Here is a 17,293-nt window from a genome sequence, read left to right as displayed (position 1 = left end):
CCCGGCAGCGAACCGGACATCGGTGGTAGACGGCGCTATCCGAAAGCCATTATTCCAACGCCGGACGATCTGGCACGATGCGCGTACTTACGGTTGAATTACATAGCGATGGCGCCTGGCAACAAATGGCGGACATCAGCGCAAGCACGTCCGGGATGACCGTGTTCCTGCGAACCCACGATTCGACAAGTCATGGTACGAACCGCCGTGCCGTACGTCCAAGACCGTGTTTTTATCCTTTTATAATAATTTGCTTATAGTTCCGGCAGGTCATGCGGCAAGTCTTTCCCCACCGGCGACAAACAGGTAAGAAACGCTTGCAGATGAGGCGAGCTGTCGTCGCTGCGAAAGCTCGCCGCAAGCGTCGTGGTCTGCGACGCCAGCGGCCCGGTCAGGCGCCGGTACACGACATCCGAGCGTCCATGTCGCGCAACCGATTCACCCACGAATGTCACACCGAGTCCCGCCGCCACCAGCGCAATAGCCGTCTGGATCTCGTAAGCCTGATGCGCGATGTGCGGCGTAATGCCGGCATTGCGATAGAGCGATTCGACAAAGCGCGAGAACTGCGCATTCGGGTGCTTTGGATAAAGCACGAGGGGCGTGTTGGCAAGCTGCGTGATCCGTACTTTCTTTTCTCCCGCAAGCGGATGGTCCGGCGGCAGCACGGCCATCAGGCGTTCGCGCAGCAGCGGCAACGTAGTACATCCCGCTATGGGCGGAACCTGCCGGCCGATGCCAATGTGAATGCGCGTCTCATGCAGCGCATCGGCTTGCTCTTCAGTGAGCATTTCGAAGAGCTTCAGTTCGACCTTGGGGTAATCCCGATGAAACGACTTCAGTGCGGGCGGCAACACGCTGTACATCGCTGAGCGGGTGAAGCCGATGCCGAGCCAGCCACGCATGCCCAGGCCGATCTCGCGGGTACCAAGCGCGGCCTGATCGAAGGAAGCGAGGATCTGGCGCGCCTCGATACACAGATAACTGCCGGCCTCCGTGAGTCGCAGCGGCCGGCTGCCACGGTCTACCAACTGCGTCCCCATACGTGCCTCAAGCGCGCGGATCTGCTGGCTTAGCGCCGGCTGCGCGACGTGCAGCCGCTCCGCCGCGCGGCTGAAGTTGAGTTCTTCCGCGAGGACGACAAAGGCCTGCAAGTGTCGGAGGTTCATTGTTGTGTGATTGAAAGAGCGCTGATCGCGAATGCCACGCGTGATGAAAGCAGTATCAGGCGTCACGGACCGGCAGAGGTTATCAAAACCTCGCGGTTTCATCCGGTTTCGCGTCGACGCGCCGAACGGCGCAAAGCAAAAAATAGGCGCTTGAGTTATTGACCACGCGCTCATAAGCTCGTGCATGAAGAGGACCGGCTGACCGCGGCCGTCGATGTTGCCCTGCGTGCGTTGATCGGAGTTTCTTGCTGGCTTATTGACTATAAAGTCACGAATGCCGGTCTCGTTTCAGGGCCTCCAAGAAAAATTATTGCACGCGTAAAGGCGTCTTGACGCCATACTCCAGGAGACTGAAAGCATGTCATGGACGGTCGATGAACAACTCGCGCTCACGGCGACTCAAGCCGTCAGCGCGATCCAGTCGGGGCGCCTCAAGGCCACCGACTACGTCGCCACCTTGCTGGCTCGCGCGGCGGCAGTTTCCACGCTCAATGCGCTGACCGCGCTCAATACGGAGGGCGCACTGGTAGCGGCACAGCGTATCGATGCTCTTTCAGCCGATGAGAAACGCCGGCTTCCTCTCGCTGGTCTGCCCGTCGTGGTGAAGGACAACATCAACACGGCGGGCATGCAGACGTCGGCGGGCACGCCGGCGCTGGAAAATTTCATCCCGTCGACCCATGCGCCCTCCGTGCAAAAACTGCTCGACGCCGGTGCGATCCTGCTCGGCAAGGCCAATATGCACGAACTGGCGCTCGGCATCACCAGCACGAATCTGAGCACCCACGCAGGACCCGTTCGGAATCCTTATAACCCCAGGATGATTCCCGGCGGCTCGTCCGGTGGCACAGCGGCGGCGGTGGCCGCGCGTATCGTGCCGGCGGGGCTCGGCACGGATACGGGCGGTTCGACCCGCATTCCGGCCGCGTTGACCGGTATCGCGGGCTTCCGTCCTTCGGTGGGCAATGGCGGCGATCAGCGCCGTTATCACGATACAAACGCGGTTGTGCCGATCAGCCACACACGCGATACCGTTGGCCCGATGGCACGCACCGTCGCCGATATCGCGCTGCTGGATGGCGTCGTGGCCGGCGACGGTCCGCTTCCTGGCGTGGCGCTGGGAGACTTGCGCATCGGCCTTCCTGCATGCTGCTGGGCCGGACTGGATCACGGGCTGGAAATCATCGCACGCGGTGCCCTCGACCGGCTGAAAGCGGCGGGCGTGACACTCGTTCATATCGACATGCCGGATCTGTTCGTGTTGAGTGAGCAGATCAGCTTTGCCGTGGCATTGCACGAACCGCTTGAGGATCTTCCCGCGTGGCTCATAGCCAATAATGCGCCGGTCAAGACCGTCGCTGAAGTGGCCGCGCGAATTGCCAGCCCCGACGTACGCGCCGCGTATGAAGCCATTCTCGCCGATACGTTCGGCCCGCAATACGACGTGGCTATGAGTACATTGCGGCCACAACTTCAACACCTGTATGCAACAACGTTCTCCAGGCACACGCTTGATGCGCTGCTGTTTCCGACCACGCTTCTGCCGGCTGTGCCGATCGATGCGTTGAACGGATCTTCGCAAGTGTCGATCAACGGCGGTGAGCCGATGGATGAAATGGCTGCATTCCTGCGCAATACTGATCCGGCCAGCGTCGCGGGAATTCCGGGCTTGTCGCTGCCGGCCGGGATGACGCACGAAGGCTTGCCCGTAGGCATTGAACTCGACGGGCCCACCGGCAGCGATCGCCGTTTGCTTGCAATAGGCGTGGCGTTCGAACAGGTGCTGGGTTCGCTGCCTGCGCCGATGTAGCAGGCGTATCGACAACGCCGGTTAGATGCCAATGTCGATAGACCAGCCCATTCCGACCTGGCCGTGAGCCGCGCCATCAGCCCGAGCCGATCCGCAATTAAAAAAGGTAGAAGTGCCAAGCATATTGGCTGGGATGCAGTTTTCCTGTACCGGCACCCGCCGAGATAAAACGGACCTTCTTGAAGACACCGCCAGCCATCGCATCGGCGACGTAACGCCTGCATCCGTCGATCAAACGCGTGACCATTGCGTTGCTGCGGCCTTTAACTGCGGCCAACCGAAACGCTGAGCATCGCCTGGATCGCGCCACTCAAGTTCCGCGCACATACCGCGCTGCGAATTATCCGCACCGCTCGCGCCGGTAAGCAAAATGCAAGACGGAATCCAGATGCTCAAAACCGCTGCTTCGGATCAGCGGCATTCCCCATTGCCACGTGTTTTTTTCTGTGAAAGACTTCGGTCATCTGCTGTGCCGGACATGATTCCGGTATATCAGACAATCGGTTTAACCCGTTCTATCTGGCCTGGCCTCGCTTTCACTCGGGCAGGGCCGTACACAACCTCGTTTTATGCAGGCCCATGCGCTGGCATGGTGAGGGCGTTGAATCCAGGGTCTTCTCTGGGCGCCGCCGTCTGTCCCTGAACTGACATTTTCACTTTCAAGGCTGAGACCCAAATGAGACTTGTCAAAGAAAGCGCACGTATCGCCTGTTTATTTGCGGTGGCTGGTCTGTTGACGCTGGCCGGTTGCACGAAGGTTGCCACCCCAACTCAGGATGATGCGGCAGAGTCCACGCTGAAGGCGGTCTTGCAGCGCGGCACGCTGCGCGTCGGCGACTGCCTGAGCTTTGCGCCCTTCGGTTTTTATAACAAGGATGGTGCGCCCGACGGCTACGACGTCGACCTCGCGAAAGAGCTGGCCAAGCAAATGGGCGTGAAGCTGGAAGTGGTCAATACGACGAGCGCCAACCGTATTCCAAACTTGCAAACCAGCAAGGTCGACGTGGTCTTCTGCAATTTCACGCGCAATCTGGAGCGGGCCAAGGAGATCGGCTTCACCAATCCCTACGTTGTGGCCAGCGAGGCGCTGCTCGTCAAGAAGAGCAGCGGCATCAAGTCGATCAATGACATGTCCAACCGCACGATCGCCACCGTCAAGGGATCGACGAACGGCGACGAAGTACGGGCGCTGAACATGCAGGTGAAGATCCAGGAATTCGACAGTTCGCAAGCAGCTATTCTCGCGGTCAAGCAAGGCCAGGCCGACGCGATGATCGAAGACAACAACTTCCTTGCGTATCAGGCTTCGCTCGACCCCGAGTTGACCGTGACCGACGAAGCGCTGGTTCCACTTGAATACAACGCGTTCGGTGTGAAGGCGGGCGATCAGGTCTGGCTCGATTACCTGAACCTGTTCCTGTTCCAGGTCAACGCGTCGAAACTGAACGCCCAGCTCTACAAGAAGTGGTTCGGCGCCGATCCGCGTTTCCCGCTGAATCCGCAGTACTGATGCCGCAGTACTGAAGCGCTAACGCCGCATGCATCGCGCAAGGCAGAAGATGGAGGAGCAATGAGCTATCAATGGGTGACCCTGTCGGGCTATCTGAACGATTTTGTCCGGGCGGCGTGGCTGACGCTTCAGGTCACGTTGCTGGCCTTCGTCGTTGCGATGCTGCTCGGCCTGCTGGCCGCGCTGGCCAGCACGTCGCGCGTCACCCTGCTGCGGGCAATATCGAGTTGTTATATCGAGGTGATTCGCAACACGCCGGTGCTGCTGCAGATCTTCATTGTTTTCTTCGGCCTGCCGTCAATGGGCATCACGCTCAATGCGTATTCCGCTGGTGTGATTGCGCTCGGCGTGAACGTGGGTGCGTACCTTGCCGAAGTGTTCAGGGCGGGCATTCAGTCCGTGCCGCGCGGGCAGTTGGAGGCCGCATCCGTTCTCGGGCTGGAGCGTTCGCAGATCTTCATTGAGGTGGTCATGCCGCAGGCCGCGCGCGCCGTTTATCCCGCGATCGTCAACAACCTGATCCAGCTCCTGCTCGGGACTTCGCTGCTGTCGGCTATCGCATTGCCGGAACTGACCGGCATGGCGACAGTGATCAACGCGCGTACGTTGCTGTACATCCAGACGTTCACGATTACGCTGATTGCATATCTGGTGCTGAGCAACTTCCTGTCGTGGATCGCCGGGGTGGTCGGGGCGCGGCTGTTTCACCCGCCGCTCGTGCTGGCAAAACGTGCACGCCGGCCATTGCTTTTCAGGCGCCGTGTGAGCGCTGGAACAGGAGAGTGACCGTGACAATCGACCTGTTGATGTCCAGTCTACCCATCCTGCTTCAGGGCCTGCTGACAACGCTTATTCTTTCTGTAGCGGCCATTGTGGGCGGCACGCTTGTCGGGCTGCTGGCGGCCGTGTTGCGGACCTTCGGGCCTTGGGGTACGCCACGGCTTGCCCGGCTCTACACCGAGCTGTTTCGCGGCACGCCGGTCCTGATCACGCTGATGTTCATCTACTTTGGCGTGTCGTACTTTGGTTATGCCATCGACGTATTCGCAGCTGGCGTGATCGGGCTGAGCGTCTATCAAGGCGCTTATATTGCAGAGGTTTTTCGCTCGGGTATTGAATCGGTTCAGAAGGGGCAATGGGAAGTCTCGCAGATCCTCGGACTGAGCAAGACGCAGGCGTTCTTTTCGGTGATCCTGCCGCAGACCGGAAAGATCGTGCTGCCGCCGTTGATCGGACAGTATCTTTCCCTCATCAAGGACACGTCGATTGTCAGCATGATCGGCATGTCGGAGTTGATGCATCAAGGCCAGGCGATTGTCGACCGGATCGGCAAGCCGGTGGAAATCTATGGTCTGGTTGCCGCGCTGTATTTCATTGTGTGCTTCCCCCTGTCGCGGTGGGTGCGCCGCCATGATCGAAGAAGGAGCCTGTTGTCATGAACACCGCCATCGCGTCCAAGCCCCTCATCAAGCCCATCATCAACCTGAGCGGCGTCACCAAGTCGTTTGGTGCGACACAGGTGCTCAAGCAGATCAACCTCGAGGTGCGCCAGGGCGAAGTGCTTGTCCTCATTGGCGCTTCCGGTTCGGGCAAGAGCACCGTCCTGCGAATCATGAGCGGTCTTGAAACCGCTGACGCCGGCGAAGTCTGGGTCAACGAAGTACCACTCCACGACGCGCGCCGCGCACGCGAAATTCGTGGTCACGTAGGCATGGTGTTTCAGCAGTTCAATTTGTTCCCGCACAAGAATGCATTGGGAAATGTCTCGCTGGCCTTGATCAAGGCACGCAAGATGAATCCGGCGGACGCCCGCAAGCGCGCAATGGACGCACTGGACCGCGTAGGTCTCGCCGACCGCGCCGATCACTATCCGAGCCAGTTGTCGGGCGGCCAGCAGCAACGGGTAGCCATTGCACGCGCGCTGGCCGTGGAACCGGGCATCATGTTCTTCGATGAAGCCACCTCCGCACTCGATCCGGAACTGGTCGGCGAGGTCACCGAGGTCATGCGAGGCTTGGCACGCGACGGCATGACCATGGTGGTCGTCACGCATGAAATGGGTTTCGCGCGCAAGACGGCGGATCGCGTGGTGTTCATGGACAAGGGCGTGATTGCCGAGCAGGGCGCGCCCGAGCAGATCTTCGTGAATCCGCAGAACGAACGCACGCAGCAGTTCCTGCATCGGGTACTCGACCATTGAGTGCGACCGATCTGCCGCCGTCCACGCGCTAAGCTCGCGTCGGTCGAAGATCGAAAGAGCGAATCATATTGCCGACGGAGTTCGAGTCATGTCTGTACAGGAATCTTCAAGGGCGAGGGGAGTAGACCGGGTCGTCTCCATCCTCAAGCAATTGCACAGCGTGCGACGTCCCATGACCATGCGCGAGCTGATTGAAGCAACCGGTGCGCCGCGTTCCAGCATCTACGAACTCGTGACGATCCTGACCGAGGCCGGCTGGCTGGAAGCGGGTGCGGACGGCAGCGTGTTCTTCGGCCGGGAGATGCACTATTACGGGTCGGACTATGCGGTGCACAATGACCTGATCAGCCGGGCGCACCTGGCTATCCTTGGCCTTGTCCGGAGCCACGACGAGACCGCGCAGCTCTGCATGCTGGAGGGTAACAAGTACACCGTGGTGCTGTCGGAAAACAGCTCGCGCCCGTTCAACATCAGTTCGGATATAGGCGTGAAGGTCCCCATTCCGTGGACTGCTTCTGGTCGCTTGCTACTCGGTCACTTGAGCGCGGATCAGATTCTCGCGCTGATTCCAGAGGAAGACTTCGTGCTCGACAACGGCAAGCGAATCGAAGTGCCGGAATTCCTGGGCGATGTCGAGCGTGCCGCGCAACAAGGGTTTTTCTGCACGGAAGGCCTGTCCCACACGTTTCGATATTGCATGGCGGCGCCCGTGCGAGACAAGAACGGGCAAGCCGTTGCCGCACTGTGTTTCATGACCAGCCGCGACACTGATCAGAACAAGCGAGCGGCCATGCTTGAGGACCTTATACGGTCGGCGAAGACCTTATCGCAGCCCTATTACGGAACGGGTTTCAGCGCGGTGGGTTGATCGTGGCAAGAGGCGTGGCCGTGCTGAATTCGCGATAGGTCAATGCGTTGACGTTGACTCACGCTAGCCGCAATCTGCACGTCTTGCACCGCAACGCCGGTCAGGTCAGCTACAGTGATCTGGGCAGGGTCGGTATCATCGCGAGCACGCTTGCCCGCGTCCAGCAACGTGCCGAGCTCAAGCAACTGCTTCGCATGAATCAGCCCGGCGGATAACGCATGCGAGATTTCGCCGTATTTGCTGCACTGATCGATCGAATCCACCACAATCACCCCGGCCCGCCCAACGATTACCGGATCGAGTTCCTGCTTGCCCGTGCTGTCCGCACCGACCGCCGTGATATGCGTACCGTTGCGGATCCAGTCTGAGCGCAGCAGCGGTTCGCGCGATGGTGTTGTAGTCACTATCAGGTTAGCGTTCGCCGCGACGGCTTCAGCGGAGTCCATCGCACGCACGTTGAAGCCCAGTGCCGACATTTCCTCCACGTATTGTTCGCGGTTTTTCGCGCTCGGCCCCCATACGAATACGTCCCGGCAACCGGTCACCGGTTGCAAATATTCAAGCTGCAACCGCGCTTGCTCGCCGCTGCCGATAATGCCAATCCCCTGCACCTCGCGCGGTGCGAGCAATCGTGCGGCGAGCTGTCCGGCGAGCGCGGTACGCACGCAGGTGAGCCAGCCTTCATCCTGCAACAGGGCGACCGGTTCGCCTGTCGTGGCGGAAAAAAGCACGATCAGGCCGTTGTTGCTTGGCAAGCCTTGCCTGGCGTTATCGTAGAAGCCGGTAGATACCTTGACCGCGAAAGCTGCTGCACCGTCGACATAAGCGGACTTCACACAACAATCGCCATTGGCAGCATCGAACTGGAAGTTCTGGACCGGCGGCACCTGGACGGTCTTGCGCGAATAAGCGATGAAACCTTCCTCTATCATCCGCACCGCGCGTTCCATATTGAAGCGCGCAATGATTTCGTCTTTCGTCCAGATTTTCACTTAACGGCCTCGATGAATTTATTCAGCATGATGTTGCGTCCGCAAAGCACCACAGCCACCGCACGGCCCTGATACTGCGCGCTAAGTTTCAGCATTGACGCCAGCGCGACACCGGCGGCGCCTTCCACCATCCAGCGGTCGGTTTGCGCGAGCAGTTTCATGGCAGCCCTGATCTCTTCTTCTGTCACCAGCGCTGTACCGGTAATGACTTCCCGGCCAATATCGAAGGTCACGGAGTCGGGTTCCACACCGCCCGCGGTGCCGTCTGAGATTGTTTCGCTTTCCTCAACGTCTATGATTTTACCAGCCTGGAACGAGCTGTACAAGGCGGTCGAATTCGCGGGCCAGCAGCCGATCACGTCGGTTCCTGGAAGCAGCGTCTTGATCGCTGTGCCGATGCCGGAAATTAGCCCACCGCCACCGACTGAGGCGAACACCGCGGCCAGATCGGTAGCCTGCTCATGCAGTTCCATGCCGATCGTGCCTTGACCGGCTATGACGTCGAGATCGTTATAAGGCGATACGAACGCCATGCCGCGGACCTTTGCCTGCCGGGCGGCTTCAAGTTCGACGGCCAGCGTTGTGTCGTTCAGCGTGATTACCTCGGCGCCCAGCGCACGAATAGCGTCGAGCTTGATCGCCGCTGCGGATGCGGACGCATAGACCGTGACGGGCACGCCCGCAAGCTTGCCGGCGAGCGCCACGCCCTGACCATGATTGCCGCTCGACACCGTGAGCACACCATTGCGGCGGGCGTCTGCGTCCAACAGGCGCAGCTTGTTGGTCGCGCCGCGAAACTTGAACGAGCCCGTATGCTGCAGATGCTCGCACTTCAGGTAGACGTCGCATCCGGTCACCTTTGACAACATCGGACTGAACGCAAGTGGTGTTACGCTCACTTGCGGTCGAATGGCGCGATGCGCTTCCTCAATGCGTTGAAACAGATCATTCATCACTCGTTGCCCCTCAGTTCCTTCAGATAATTGAACACCGTGGCGCGGCCGATCGACAGCACCTTCGCCACGTAATTAGCCGCGCTCTTGCCCTTGAACGCGCCTTCCTCATGTAGAGCTTCTATGAGCGCGCGCTTGTGCTCGCGCGTGAGCATGGACAGCGCGAGCTTGCGTTCCTGCAGCCAGTGGTTGAGAAAGATATTGACGCGCTCCTGCCAGTCGTCCTGGAACAGCTTCTCGGGCTGCGGTTGCAGAGGAGTGGTGGAGAGGAGCAGGTCAAGCGCCTGCCTGGCTTGCTCCAGCGCCGCAATATGAAAATTGATGCACATGACGCCAATCGCGTGACCTGCATCGCTGCGCACGACAATACTCACCGAGCGGATCTTGCGGCCGTCCCAGCCGAGTTTTTCATACGGACCGATCACGCTTTCGTCTGGATCGAATTCGATGTCGTCGAGCGAAGATTCGTCGCCCAGTTCGCGTTTGGACTGATTGTTCGCCACGTGCACCACGGTTTGCGTGTTGAGATCGTGGATGACGACTTCCGTATACGGCGGAAACAGCAAGACGATGCCGTCGGCGATTGCGCTGTAGCGCGCCAGCAGCTCGGCTGACGGTTGTGGTTCGCTGCGCTTGATCGCCCGCCTGGACGGCGGCTTGGACGACGGATTCACCTCGAGCTCAGCGGCTTTTCCGGAGATGATCTTCAAATTACGTGCTTTAGTCATGATTCAATGTCGATTCGTGCGGAACAGTCGTGCGATGTTCCGCACGTGCGGCTTAGTCGACCGCCAGATCGACCGTAAAGTATTTCTTCAACAACTTCTGGTAAGTGCCGTTGCGCTTCAGCTCCAGAAACGCGCTGTTGAGCGCGTCAACGAGTTCCTTGTCACCCTTGCGCACACCAATACCTACCCCTGTGCCAATGACTGTTGCATCCTTGACCGCTGGCCCGGCAAAAGCAAACCCTTTGCCCGCAGGTTGATTCAGGAAGCCAAGACTCGCGGCGGTCGCGTCGACGAAGGTGGCATCCAGGCGTCCCGCGGCCAGGTCGGCATAGACGAGGTCCTGGGTTTGATAGCTGACCACGTCCACGCCTTTCGTGGCCCACGTTTGCTTGGCGTATTGCTCCTGAATCGATCCTTGCAGCACGCCCACCTTATGCGATGCCAGCGACGCCGCCGTGGGCTGCAAGGTACTGCCCGCACTTGCCACCAGTTGGGCGGGCGTCCGGTACAGCGGCTGGGTGAAATCGATTTGCTCGCTGCGTTTCGCGTTGATGTTCATCGCGGAGTCTATCGCGTCGAACTTGCGTGCTTGCAACGCGGGAATCAGCCCGTCGAACGCATTCTCCACCCACACGCATTTCGCTTTCAATTGCGCGCAAAGCGCATTGCCGAGATCGATGTCGAAGCCTTGCAACTGACCGTCCGCCGCCTTCGATTCAAACGGCGGGTAAGCCGCCTCCACACCGAAGCGGATGGTCGAAATCTCCTTCGCCTGAACCTGCACCGCTACTGACATGGACACCGCCGCGCATAGCGCAACCGCGAGCACGGCACTTAACGCATTTTGCCTCATGGCTATCCTCACTTCCGCGTTTTAAAGAATGAAAAGGGCTAGGGAAAACGTAGTTGGCGCGACGTGGTTGAAACCCGCGCCTGGACGCAACTAAAAGTCGTTAAGCAGTTGACCGGTCTTGCGATGAGGCAGCGCTTCTTTGCCTGCGAGCAGAGCAACCCGCTGGCCGGGGCGCACGAGCTTCATGTATTGCTGCACGATCAGCAGGCCATCGACATCGCTGAATACCGGATGACGCGCGGCGCCGATTGCACCAAGCAGCGGAATGATCTCGGCGATAAGCTCGCCGGTTTTTACCGTATCGCCGGGGCGCTTCTTATAAGCGACGAGACCTCCGGCCGGTGCCGGCACATGCGACACGCCTTCGAGCGGGAACACCATGACATCGTGTTCGGCGAGCGGATGAAAACCGTCGTCATTGTTTGGATCCAGCTCCACCAGGCCGCGCAAAGCGAGGTAATGCAGGATGCCTTGGGCATCGGCATGCGCAAAAGCGTCCGACACGTCGGCCTGCCCGCGAAGTTCGACCGACGTGCAAAACGCGGTGTGTGCTTCGTCTACTACGCCCGCTTGTTGAAGCACCGACCAGCATTGCGTGATGGCTTCATCGAAGGGCGTTCCGCCTGCGCGGTCTTCCAGAAAAACCGCCTTGATCTGCATGCAGCGAGCCAGCGCGACGGCTTGCGTGTGCTGGCTGCGATTGCTGTACAGATGCAGGATGCCGTCCGTGTCGCAATGCAGGTCCAGCACGATGTCGTGTTGCAACGCTTCGGTCAGCAGCGCCGCTTTCATGGCGGCAACGGGGTCGAGCGGCGTTAGTTCTGCCGCTACATCGGCGAACAAAGCCTTCGCGCTCTTGACGTCGTTATGGCCGATATCGCGGGTAGCCAATGCTGTTTCCACTCGGCTGGTGAGATCGGGAAAACGGCGGTTGAAGTTTTCGCCGTTGTCGAGATTGAAGCGTCCTGTATGCGCGCCGAACACGCGTTGACCCAAACCAATGGGGTTGGCGAACGGCCGCACGACGATCCGTCCGCGGATGCGGCCCGCGTTATCCAGCTTGACCAGTGCGTCGAGCAGATGCTGGATCACCAGCATTCCGGGCAACTCATCGGCATGCAAACCCGCCTGTATATAGGCGCTGAGTTCCGACCCAACCGACCCAACGCCCTTGAAGGTGTGTTTCAACAGGCGATGCGAGGCGCCCGGCGACAAGGCGGGCAACTCGGAATGCTCAGTCGATAGCGTCATGTCGGTTTCCAAAATGTACTTATTAGTCTAAGATAGACTTTAAAATATAATCGGTCAAACGAAAAAATGAACGACGTCGATGTTGACCGGTTCAGCAGGGATGACCTGGCCCGGTTGTATTTTTTCGCCCATCATGTCGGCTATTGTTGCGGGTAGCCGATTCACGGAGATTTCAATGAAGATCAAGGACTTTCTTGTCGAACGCTGGATGGACCGGTACGAGCACGAGGCGCGCTATAACCTGGCTGAAACCTGCGTCGAATCGCTGACGGTGGCGCAATTACTCGAACTGACCGGCAAGCGTGACAGCCTGCTTGACGAGCTTCTTCCCATGAAGCTGACCTATGGCGCGATCGAAGGATCGGACCGGTTGCGGGCCAATATTGCGGCGTTGTATGAGCGGCAGACGCCGAAGAATATTGTCGTGACGCACGGCGCCATTGGCGGCAATGCGCTGGTGTATGAAACCCTGATCGAGCCCGACGACCGGGTGATCGCGGTGTTGCCGACGTACCAGCAGCACTATTCGATTCCCGAAAGTTATGGTGCCGACGTGCAGACCATGAAGCTGCGCGAAGAGAACGGTTTCCTGCCTGATCTCGACGAGCTTCGAAAACTGGCAAACCAGAAGACGAAGCTCATCGCCATCAACAACCCGAACAACCCGACGGGCTCGTTGATGGATGAAGCCTTTCTCAAGGAGGTGGTCACCATCGCCCAGTCGTGCGGCGCGTACCTCTTGTGCGACGAGGTTTATCGGGGCACGGACCAGGAAGGCTCAGGATTCACCGCGTCTGTCGCCGATCTTTATGAGCGGGGTATCAGTACCGGCAGCATGTCGAAGACGTGGTCGCTGGCCGGATTGCGGCTGGGATGGATTGCGGGGCCGGTCGAACTGATTCGCGCGGTGTGTATTCATCGTGACTACAACACCATCAGCGTGGGGATGATCGACGATTATCTTGCGTCCATTGCGCTTGAGGCCAGGAACAAGATCCTTGCGCGCAACCACGCAATTACACGCACTAATCTCGCGGTTCTCGACGACTGGATCGGCAAGGAGCCGCTGGTGTCGTATATCAAGCCCAAGGCCGCGACGGTTTGCCTGCTCAAGGTCGATGTCGACATGTCGTCGACCGAATTTTGCATTGCGCTGATCGAAGCAACGGGCGTGATGTTCACGCCGGGCAGCGCGTTTGATATGGAAGGATATGTCCGGGTCGGTTTCGCCAACCCGCTCAATGTCCTTCAAGAAGGGTTGGTCAAGGTTTCCAGCTTCCTTGAGGACATCGGACGTCGGTGATCAAGTGCGGGCGCAAGCTACTCAAGCTACTTATTGCTGCCCGCACCGGTTCCATATAAGCCGTTATTGAACCCGCCGGCGCCTTCGGCTTTGTGTCCTTTGCCGGCGGTTGCGCCGCGCACCTGGGCCGCCGCGTCCTTCGATTGCGGCTTGTTCGATTCATGAACGGCGGAGGCGGAGGGGTCAGGGCTCGACCCCATCGAAGAGGTCCGGTTTTCCTGCTGAGAGCTGCCGTTGTTCTGCGGAATCTGCGCCATTGCGGAAGTCGTCATGGCCATTAGCGTGGTGCCGGCCACTAAGACTAACGCTAACGCGCCCGAGCTCGGCAAGCGCCGCTTAGCGGATTTTTTGCAGGTATTGTTAGCGGAGCCGGTAAAAAATAATCGAATCATGGCGCGTAATAAAGATGAGGGTTCACGCTCCTGCGCAGGAATAATGCCCGCCCTGCCTCCACGCCAAGGTCAATTAGCCCCTTATTTCCGGCGTAATTAGCCGATGCGAACGGCCGTACGCTCTCCGCTGCGTAATTCCTGGCCCGACCTTATAATTATGTCGGTCCCTAAAAACGCCGAGGCGCACGATGTTACAAATGTCCCGGCGACAGTTCCTGAAGGTTTCAGCAAGTACGCTTGCCGGATCGAGTTTGGCCCTCATGGGTTTCTCACCGGCGCCAGCGTTAGCAGAAGTCCGTCAATACAAGCTGTCGCGCACCACTGAAACCCGCAATACCTGCCCTTACTGCTCGGTAGGTTGCGGCATCCTGATGTACGGTCTTGGCGACAACGCCAAAAATGCCAAGTCCAGCATTATCCATATTGAGGGCGATCCGGATCACCCGGTTAATCGCGGCACGCTCTGCCCCAAGGGCGCAAGCCTGATCGACTTCATTCATAGCTCAAGCCGCCTGAAGTACCCGGAATATCGCGCGGCCGGATCGAATGAATGGAAACGCATGTCGTGGGAAGATGCGCTCGATCGCATCGCCAAACTGATGAAGGAGGACCGCGACGCCAACTTTGTCGAGACGACGGAAGACGGCAAGAAGGTCAACCGATGGCTGACCACCGGCATGCTCGCAGCATCGGCCGGTAGCAATGAAGTGGGTTACCTGACGCACAAGACTGTCCGCAGTCTTGGCATGCTCGCATTCGATAATCAAGCACGTGTCTGACACGGCCCGACGGTGGCAGGTCTTGCCCCGACGTTTGGCCGTGGAGCGATGACGAACCATTGGGTCGACATCAAGAACGCGGATGTGATTCTGGTCATGGGCGGCAATGCAGCCGAGGCGCACCCGTGCGGTTTCAAGTGGGTCACGGAAGCCAAGGCACACCGCAAGGCAAGGTTGATTGTTGTCGATCCGCGCTTTACGCGGACAGCTTCGGTCGCGGATTATTACGCGCAGATCCGGACTGGCTCGGACATTGTGTTCCTGGGCGGCGTGATCAATTACCTGCTGACCAACGACAAGATCCAGCACGAGTACGTCAGGAACTACACGGACTTTCCGTTTATTGTCCGCGAGGATTTCGCGTTCACCGACGGTTTGTATTCCGGCTATGACGCGGAAAAACACAGCTACGACAAAGCGACCTGGGACTACGAACGCGGCGACGACGGTTACGCCAGGATCGATCCCACGCTGCAGCATCCGCGCTGCGTGTACAACCTGATGAAGCAGCACTACTCGCGTTATACGCCCGAGCAAGTGGAGAAGATTTGCGGCACGCCCAAGGAGAAATTCCTGAAGGTCTGCGAGATGCTGGCATCGACCGCCGTACCGGGACGCGCCGGCACGATCCTGTACGCGCTCGGCTGGACGCATCACTCGGTGGGCTCGCAGATCATCCGCACGGGCGCGATGGTGCAATTGCTGCTGGGCAATATCGGCATTGCGGGCGGCGGCATGAATGCGTTGCGCGGCCACTCGAACATCCAGGGGCTGACCGATCTTGGCCTGATGTCGAATCTTCTGCCGGGCTACATGACGCTGCCCATGGAAGGTGAGCAGGACTTCGAGAACTACATCAAGGAGCGCGCGACGCAACCGCTGCGTCCGAACCAGTTGAGCTACTGGCGCAATTACCGCGCGTTCCATGTGAGTTTCATGAAGTCGTGGTGGGGCGCCAACGCAACCGCCGATAACAACTTCGGATACGATTATCTGCCCAAGCTCGACAAGTCCTACGACATGCTGCAAGTGTTCGAGCTGATGAACCAGGGCAAGATGAATGGCTACATCGCGCAGGGCTTCAACCCGCTCGCGGCGGCGCCGAACAAGTCTAAGATTGGCGCGAGTCTCGCCAAGCTGAAGTGGCTCGTCATCATGGACCCGCTCGCGACCGAAACGTCGGAGTTCTGGAAGAACTTCGGCGAGTTCAACGACGTCGATGCATCGAAGATCCAGACGGAAGTATTCCGCTTGCCGACCACGTGTTTTGCGGAAGAACGCGGCTCGCTGGTGAGTTCCAGCCGCGTGCTGCAGTGGCATTGGCAAGGCGCGGAAGGCCCGGGGGAATCGAAGAGCGATCTTGAGATCATGTCCGGGCTGTGGCTGCGCATGCGGACCGCTTATAAGGAGCAGGGCGGAAAATATCCCGATCCTATTCTCAACATGAGCTGGCCGTACGCCGATCCGGAGAGCCCGACGCCCGAAGAAATCGCGATGGAGTTCAACGGCAAGGCGCTGGCGGACGTGACCGATGTCACCGACAAAACCAAGGTCCTCGCCAGGCAAGGCGAGCAGTTGTCGAGCTTCGCGCAACTTCGCGACGACGGCAGCACGGCCAGCGGATGCTGGATTTTCTGCGGAGCGTGGACGGAAGCGGGCAATCAAATGGGCCGCCGCGACAACTCGGACCCGACCGGTATCGGCAACACGTTGAACTGGGCGTGGGCATGGCCGGCGAATCGGCGGATCTTGTACAACCGCGCGTCATGCGACGTCAGCGGCAAGCCGTTCGATCCCACCCGCAAGCTGATTGCCTGGAACGGAAAAGCATGGACAGGTGCGGATATTCCCGACTTCAAGGTGGACGAACCGCCGGAGAACGGCATGAATCCGTTCATCATGAATCCGGAAGGCGTGGCGCGATTTTTCTCGCGCGACGGTCTGGTTGAAGGGCCTTTCCCGGAACACTACGAGCCGTTCGAAAATCCGCTGGGCTACAACCCGATGCATCCGCACAACAAGGCGGTTGTCAGCAATCCGGCGGCGCGTGTGTTCCCGGACGACCGGGCCGCATTCGGCACGCACGAGAATTTCCCGCATACGGCGACCACTTATCGGCTGACCGAGCATTTCCATTACTGGACCAAGCACGCGCGCCTCAACGCGATCATTCAGCCGCAGCAGTTCGTGGAGATTGGCGAGGATCTGGCGAAGGAGGTGGGCGTGGTCGCGGGGGATCGCGTGAAAGTGTCGTCCAATCGCGGATACATCGTGGCGGTGGCGGTGGTGACGAAGCGGATCAAACCTTTGATGATCGAGGGGAAAAAGGTACAGACAGTCGGACTGCCGTTGCATTGGGGCTTCAAGGGACTGACGAAGCCAGGCTATCTCGTCAATACGCTGACGCCTTCCGTGGGCGACGGGAATTCGCAGACACCGGAATTCAAGTCGTTCCTCGTCAAGGTCGAAAAGGCATAAGGAGAAG

At 59.1% G+C, this 17,293-nt stretch carries 16 protein-coding genes; 9 read left to right on the top strand and 7 right to left on the bottom strand.

Features of this window, described 5'->3' with window-relative positions; all coding sequences use genetic code 11:
• Positions 1-254 precede the first annotated feature (254 nt).
• On the bottom strand, positions 255-1,169 hold the full coding sequence (locus ACSQ36_RS28360) for a LysR family transcriptional regulator (RefSeq protein ID WP_436184527.1): 915 nt from the start codon (positions 1,167-1,169) through the stop codon (positions 255-257).
• A 358-nt stretch (positions 1,170-1,527) separates the two neighbouring features.
• On the opposite strand from ACSQ36_RS28360, the gene iaaH reads away from it, so the two are divergent.
• The 6 genes from iaaH (at position 1,528) to ACSQ36_RS28330 (ending at position 7,557) form a co-directional block, all read left to right on the top strand.
• Entirely contained in the window at positions 1,528-2,979 is a 1,452-nt protein-coding gene (iaaH, locus tag ACSQ36_RS28355) for an indoleacetamide hydrolase (RefSeq protein ID WP_436184526.1), read from the top strand.
• A gap of 676 nt (positions 2,980-3,655) precedes the next feature.
• Complete coding sequence (locus tag ACSQ36_RS28350) at positions 3,656-4,489, top strand: transporter substrate-binding domain-containing protein (protein ID WP_213765683.1); 834 nt, start codon at positions 3,656-3,658, stop codon at positions 4,487-4,489.
• Between the two features lie 60 nt (positions 4,490-4,549).
• Complete coding sequence (locus ACSQ36_RS28345; RefSeq protein ID WP_436184525.1) at positions 4,550-5,275, top strand: amino acid ABC transporter permease; 726 nt, start codon at positions 4,550-4,552, stop codon at positions 5,273-5,275.
• 2 nt (positions 5,276-5,277) lie between these two features.
• Positions 5,278-5,928, top strand: coding sequence for an amino acid ABC transporter permease (locus tag ACSQ36_RS28340; RefSeq protein ID WP_213765685.1), 651 nt, complete (start codon positions 5,278-5,280; stop codon positions 5,926-5,928).
• On the top strand, positions 5,925-6,689 hold the full coding sequence (locus ACSQ36_RS28335) for an amino acid ABC transporter ATP-binding protein (protein WP_436184524.1): 765 nt from the start codon (positions 5,925-5,927) through the stop codon (positions 6,687-6,689). Before ACSQ36_RS28340 ends, ACSQ36_RS28335 begins: the two co-directional genes overlap by 4 nt.
• 88 nt (positions 6,690-6,777) lie before the next feature.
• Positions 6,778-7,557, top strand: coding sequence for an IclR family transcriptional regulator (locus ACSQ36_RS28330; protein WP_436184523.1), 780 nt, complete (start codon positions 6,778-6,780; stop codon positions 7,555-7,557).
• Here ACSQ36_RS28330 and ACSQ36_RS28325 read toward each other — a convergent pair.
• The 5 genes from ACSQ36_RS28325 to ACSQ36_RS28305 all read right to left on the bottom strand — a co-directional run bounded on the left by ACSQ36_RS28325 (position 7,527) and on the right by ACSQ36_RS28305 (position 12,334).
• A complete protein-coding gene (locus tag ACSQ36_RS28325; protein WP_436184522.1) occupies positions 7,527-8,549 on the bottom strand; it encodes an ornithine cyclodeaminase family protein in 1,023 nt (340 codons plus the stop codon). The two genes, ACSQ36_RS28330 and ACSQ36_RS28325, sit on opposite strands and share 31 nt — an antisense overlap.
• Entirely contained in the window at positions 8,546-9,502 is a 957-nt protein-coding gene (locus ACSQ36_RS28320) for a threonine/serine dehydratase (protein WP_436184521.1), read from the bottom strand. Before ACSQ36_RS28320 ends, ACSQ36_RS28325 begins: the two co-directional genes overlap by 4 nt.
• On the bottom strand, positions 9,502-10,230 hold the full coding sequence (locus ACSQ36_RS28315; protein ID WP_436184520.1) for a helix-turn-helix transcriptional regulator: 729 nt from the start codon (positions 10,228-10,230) through the stop codon (positions 9,502-9,504). Before ACSQ36_RS28315 ends, ACSQ36_RS28320 begins: the two co-directional genes overlap by 1 nt.
• 52 nt (positions 10,231-10,282) lie before the next feature.
• On the bottom strand, positions 10,283-11,083 hold the full coding sequence (locus tag ACSQ36_RS28310) for an ABC transporter substrate-binding protein (protein ID WP_436184519.1): 801 nt from the start codon (positions 11,081-11,083) through the stop codon (positions 10,283-10,285).
• A 90-nt stretch (positions 11,084-11,173) separates the two neighbouring features.
• Positions 11,174-12,334, bottom strand: coding sequence for a succinylglutamate desuccinylase/aspartoacylase family protein (locus ACSQ36_RS28305; RefSeq protein WP_436184518.1), 1,161 nt, complete (start codon positions 12,332-12,334; stop codon positions 11,174-11,176).
• A 175-nt stretch (positions 12,335-12,509) separates the two neighbouring features.
• On the opposite strand from ACSQ36_RS28305, the gene ACSQ36_RS28300 reads away from it, so the two are divergent.
• A complete protein-coding gene (locus ACSQ36_RS28300) occupies positions 12,510-13,637 on the top strand; it encodes an aminotransferase (RefSeq protein ID WP_436184517.1) in 1,128 nt (375 codons plus the stop codon).
• Between the two features lie 26 nt (positions 13,638-13,663).
• Here ACSQ36_RS28300 and ACSQ36_RS28295 read toward each other — a convergent pair whose 3' ends face one another.
• Positions 13,664-13,909 carry a beta-xylosidase gene (locus tag ACSQ36_RS28295; RefSeq protein WP_255631485.1) on the bottom strand — a complete coding sequence of 82 codons (246 nt, stop codon included), beginning with the start codon at positions 13,907-13,909 and terminating at the stop codon, positions 13,664-13,666.
• Between ACSQ36_RS28295 and ACSQ36_RS28290 the strand changes: the two genes are divergently transcribed.
• A complete protein-coding gene (locus ACSQ36_RS28290) occupies positions 13,908-14,129 on the top strand; it encodes a hypothetical protein (protein ID WP_436184516.1) in 222 nt (73 codons plus the stop codon). The genes ACSQ36_RS28295 and ACSQ36_RS28290 overlap by 2 nt on opposite strands.
• A gap of 88 nt (positions 14,130-14,217) precedes the next feature.
• Positions 14,218-17,286 (top strand): formate dehydrogenase-N subunit alpha, encoded by a 3,069-nt coding sequence (gene fdnG / locus ACSQ36_RS28285; protein ID WP_436184515.1) that lies wholly within the window; start codon positions 14,218-14,220, stop codon positions 17,284-17,286.
• Positions 17,287-17,293 lie beyond the last annotated feature (7 nt).

It is taken from the genome of Caballeronia sp. LjRoot34 (assembly GCF_964253815.1).
Classification (GTDB): Bacteria; Pseudomonadota; Gammaproteobacteria; order Burkholderiales; family Burkholderiaceae; genus Caballeronia.
Note: the sequence above shows the minus strand (reverse complement) of the source record. Positions and strands in the feature narration are given on the sequence as shown.

Bases quoted from the DNA above. Each gene is read 5' to 3' on its own strand.
- ACSQ36_RS28360 (WP_436184527.1), bottom strand. From the start codon at position 1,169: ATGAACCTCCGACACTTGCAGGCCTTTGTCGTCCTCGCGGAAGAACTC.
- iaaH (WP_436184526.1), top strand. From the start codon at position 1,528: ATGTCATGGACGGTCGATGAACAACTCGCGCTCACGGCGACTCAAGCC.
- ACSQ36_RS28350 (WP_213765683.1), top strand. From the start codon at position 3,656: ATGAGACTTGTCAAAGAAAGCGCACGTATCGCCTGTTTATTTGCGGTG.
- ACSQ36_RS28345 (WP_436184525.1), top strand. From the start codon at position 4,550: ATGAGCTATCAATGGGTGACCCTGTCGGGCTATCTGAACGATTTTGTC.
- ACSQ36_RS28335 (WP_436184524.1), top strand. From the start codon at position 5,925: ATGAACACCGCCATCGCGTCCAAGCCCCTCATCAAGCCCATCATCAAC.
- ACSQ36_RS28330 (WP_436184523.1), top strand. From the start codon at position 6,778: ATGTCTGTACAGGAATCTTCAAGGGCGAGGGGAGTAGACCGGGTCGTC.
- ACSQ36_RS28320 (WP_436184521.1), bottom strand. From the start codon at position 9,502: ATGAATGATCTGTTTCAACGCATTGAGGAAGCGCATCGCGCCATTCGA.
- ACSQ36_RS28315 (WP_436184520.1), bottom strand. From the start codon at position 10,230: ATGACTAAAGCACGTAATTTGAAGATCATCTCCGGAAAAGCCGCTGAG.
- ACSQ36_RS28310 (WP_436184519.1), bottom strand. From the start codon at position 11,083: ATGAGGCAAAATGCGTTAAGTGCCGTGCTCGCGGTTGCGCTATGCGCG.
- ACSQ36_RS28305 (WP_436184518.1), bottom strand. From the start codon at position 12,334: ATGACGCTATCGACTGAGCATTCCGAGTTGCCCGCCTTGTCGCCGGGC.
- ACSQ36_RS28300 (WP_436184517.1), top strand. From the start codon at position 12,510: ATGAAGATCAAGGACTTTCTTGTCGAACGCTGGATGGACCGGTACGAG.
- ACSQ36_RS28290 (WP_436184516.1), top strand. From the start codon at position 13,908: ATGGCCATTAGCGTGGTGCCGGCCACTAAGACTAACGCTAACGCGCCC.
- ACSQ36_RS28295 (WP_255631485.1), bottom strand. From the start codon at position 13,909: ATGACGACTTCCGCAATGGCGCAGATTCCGCAGAACAACGGCAGCTCT.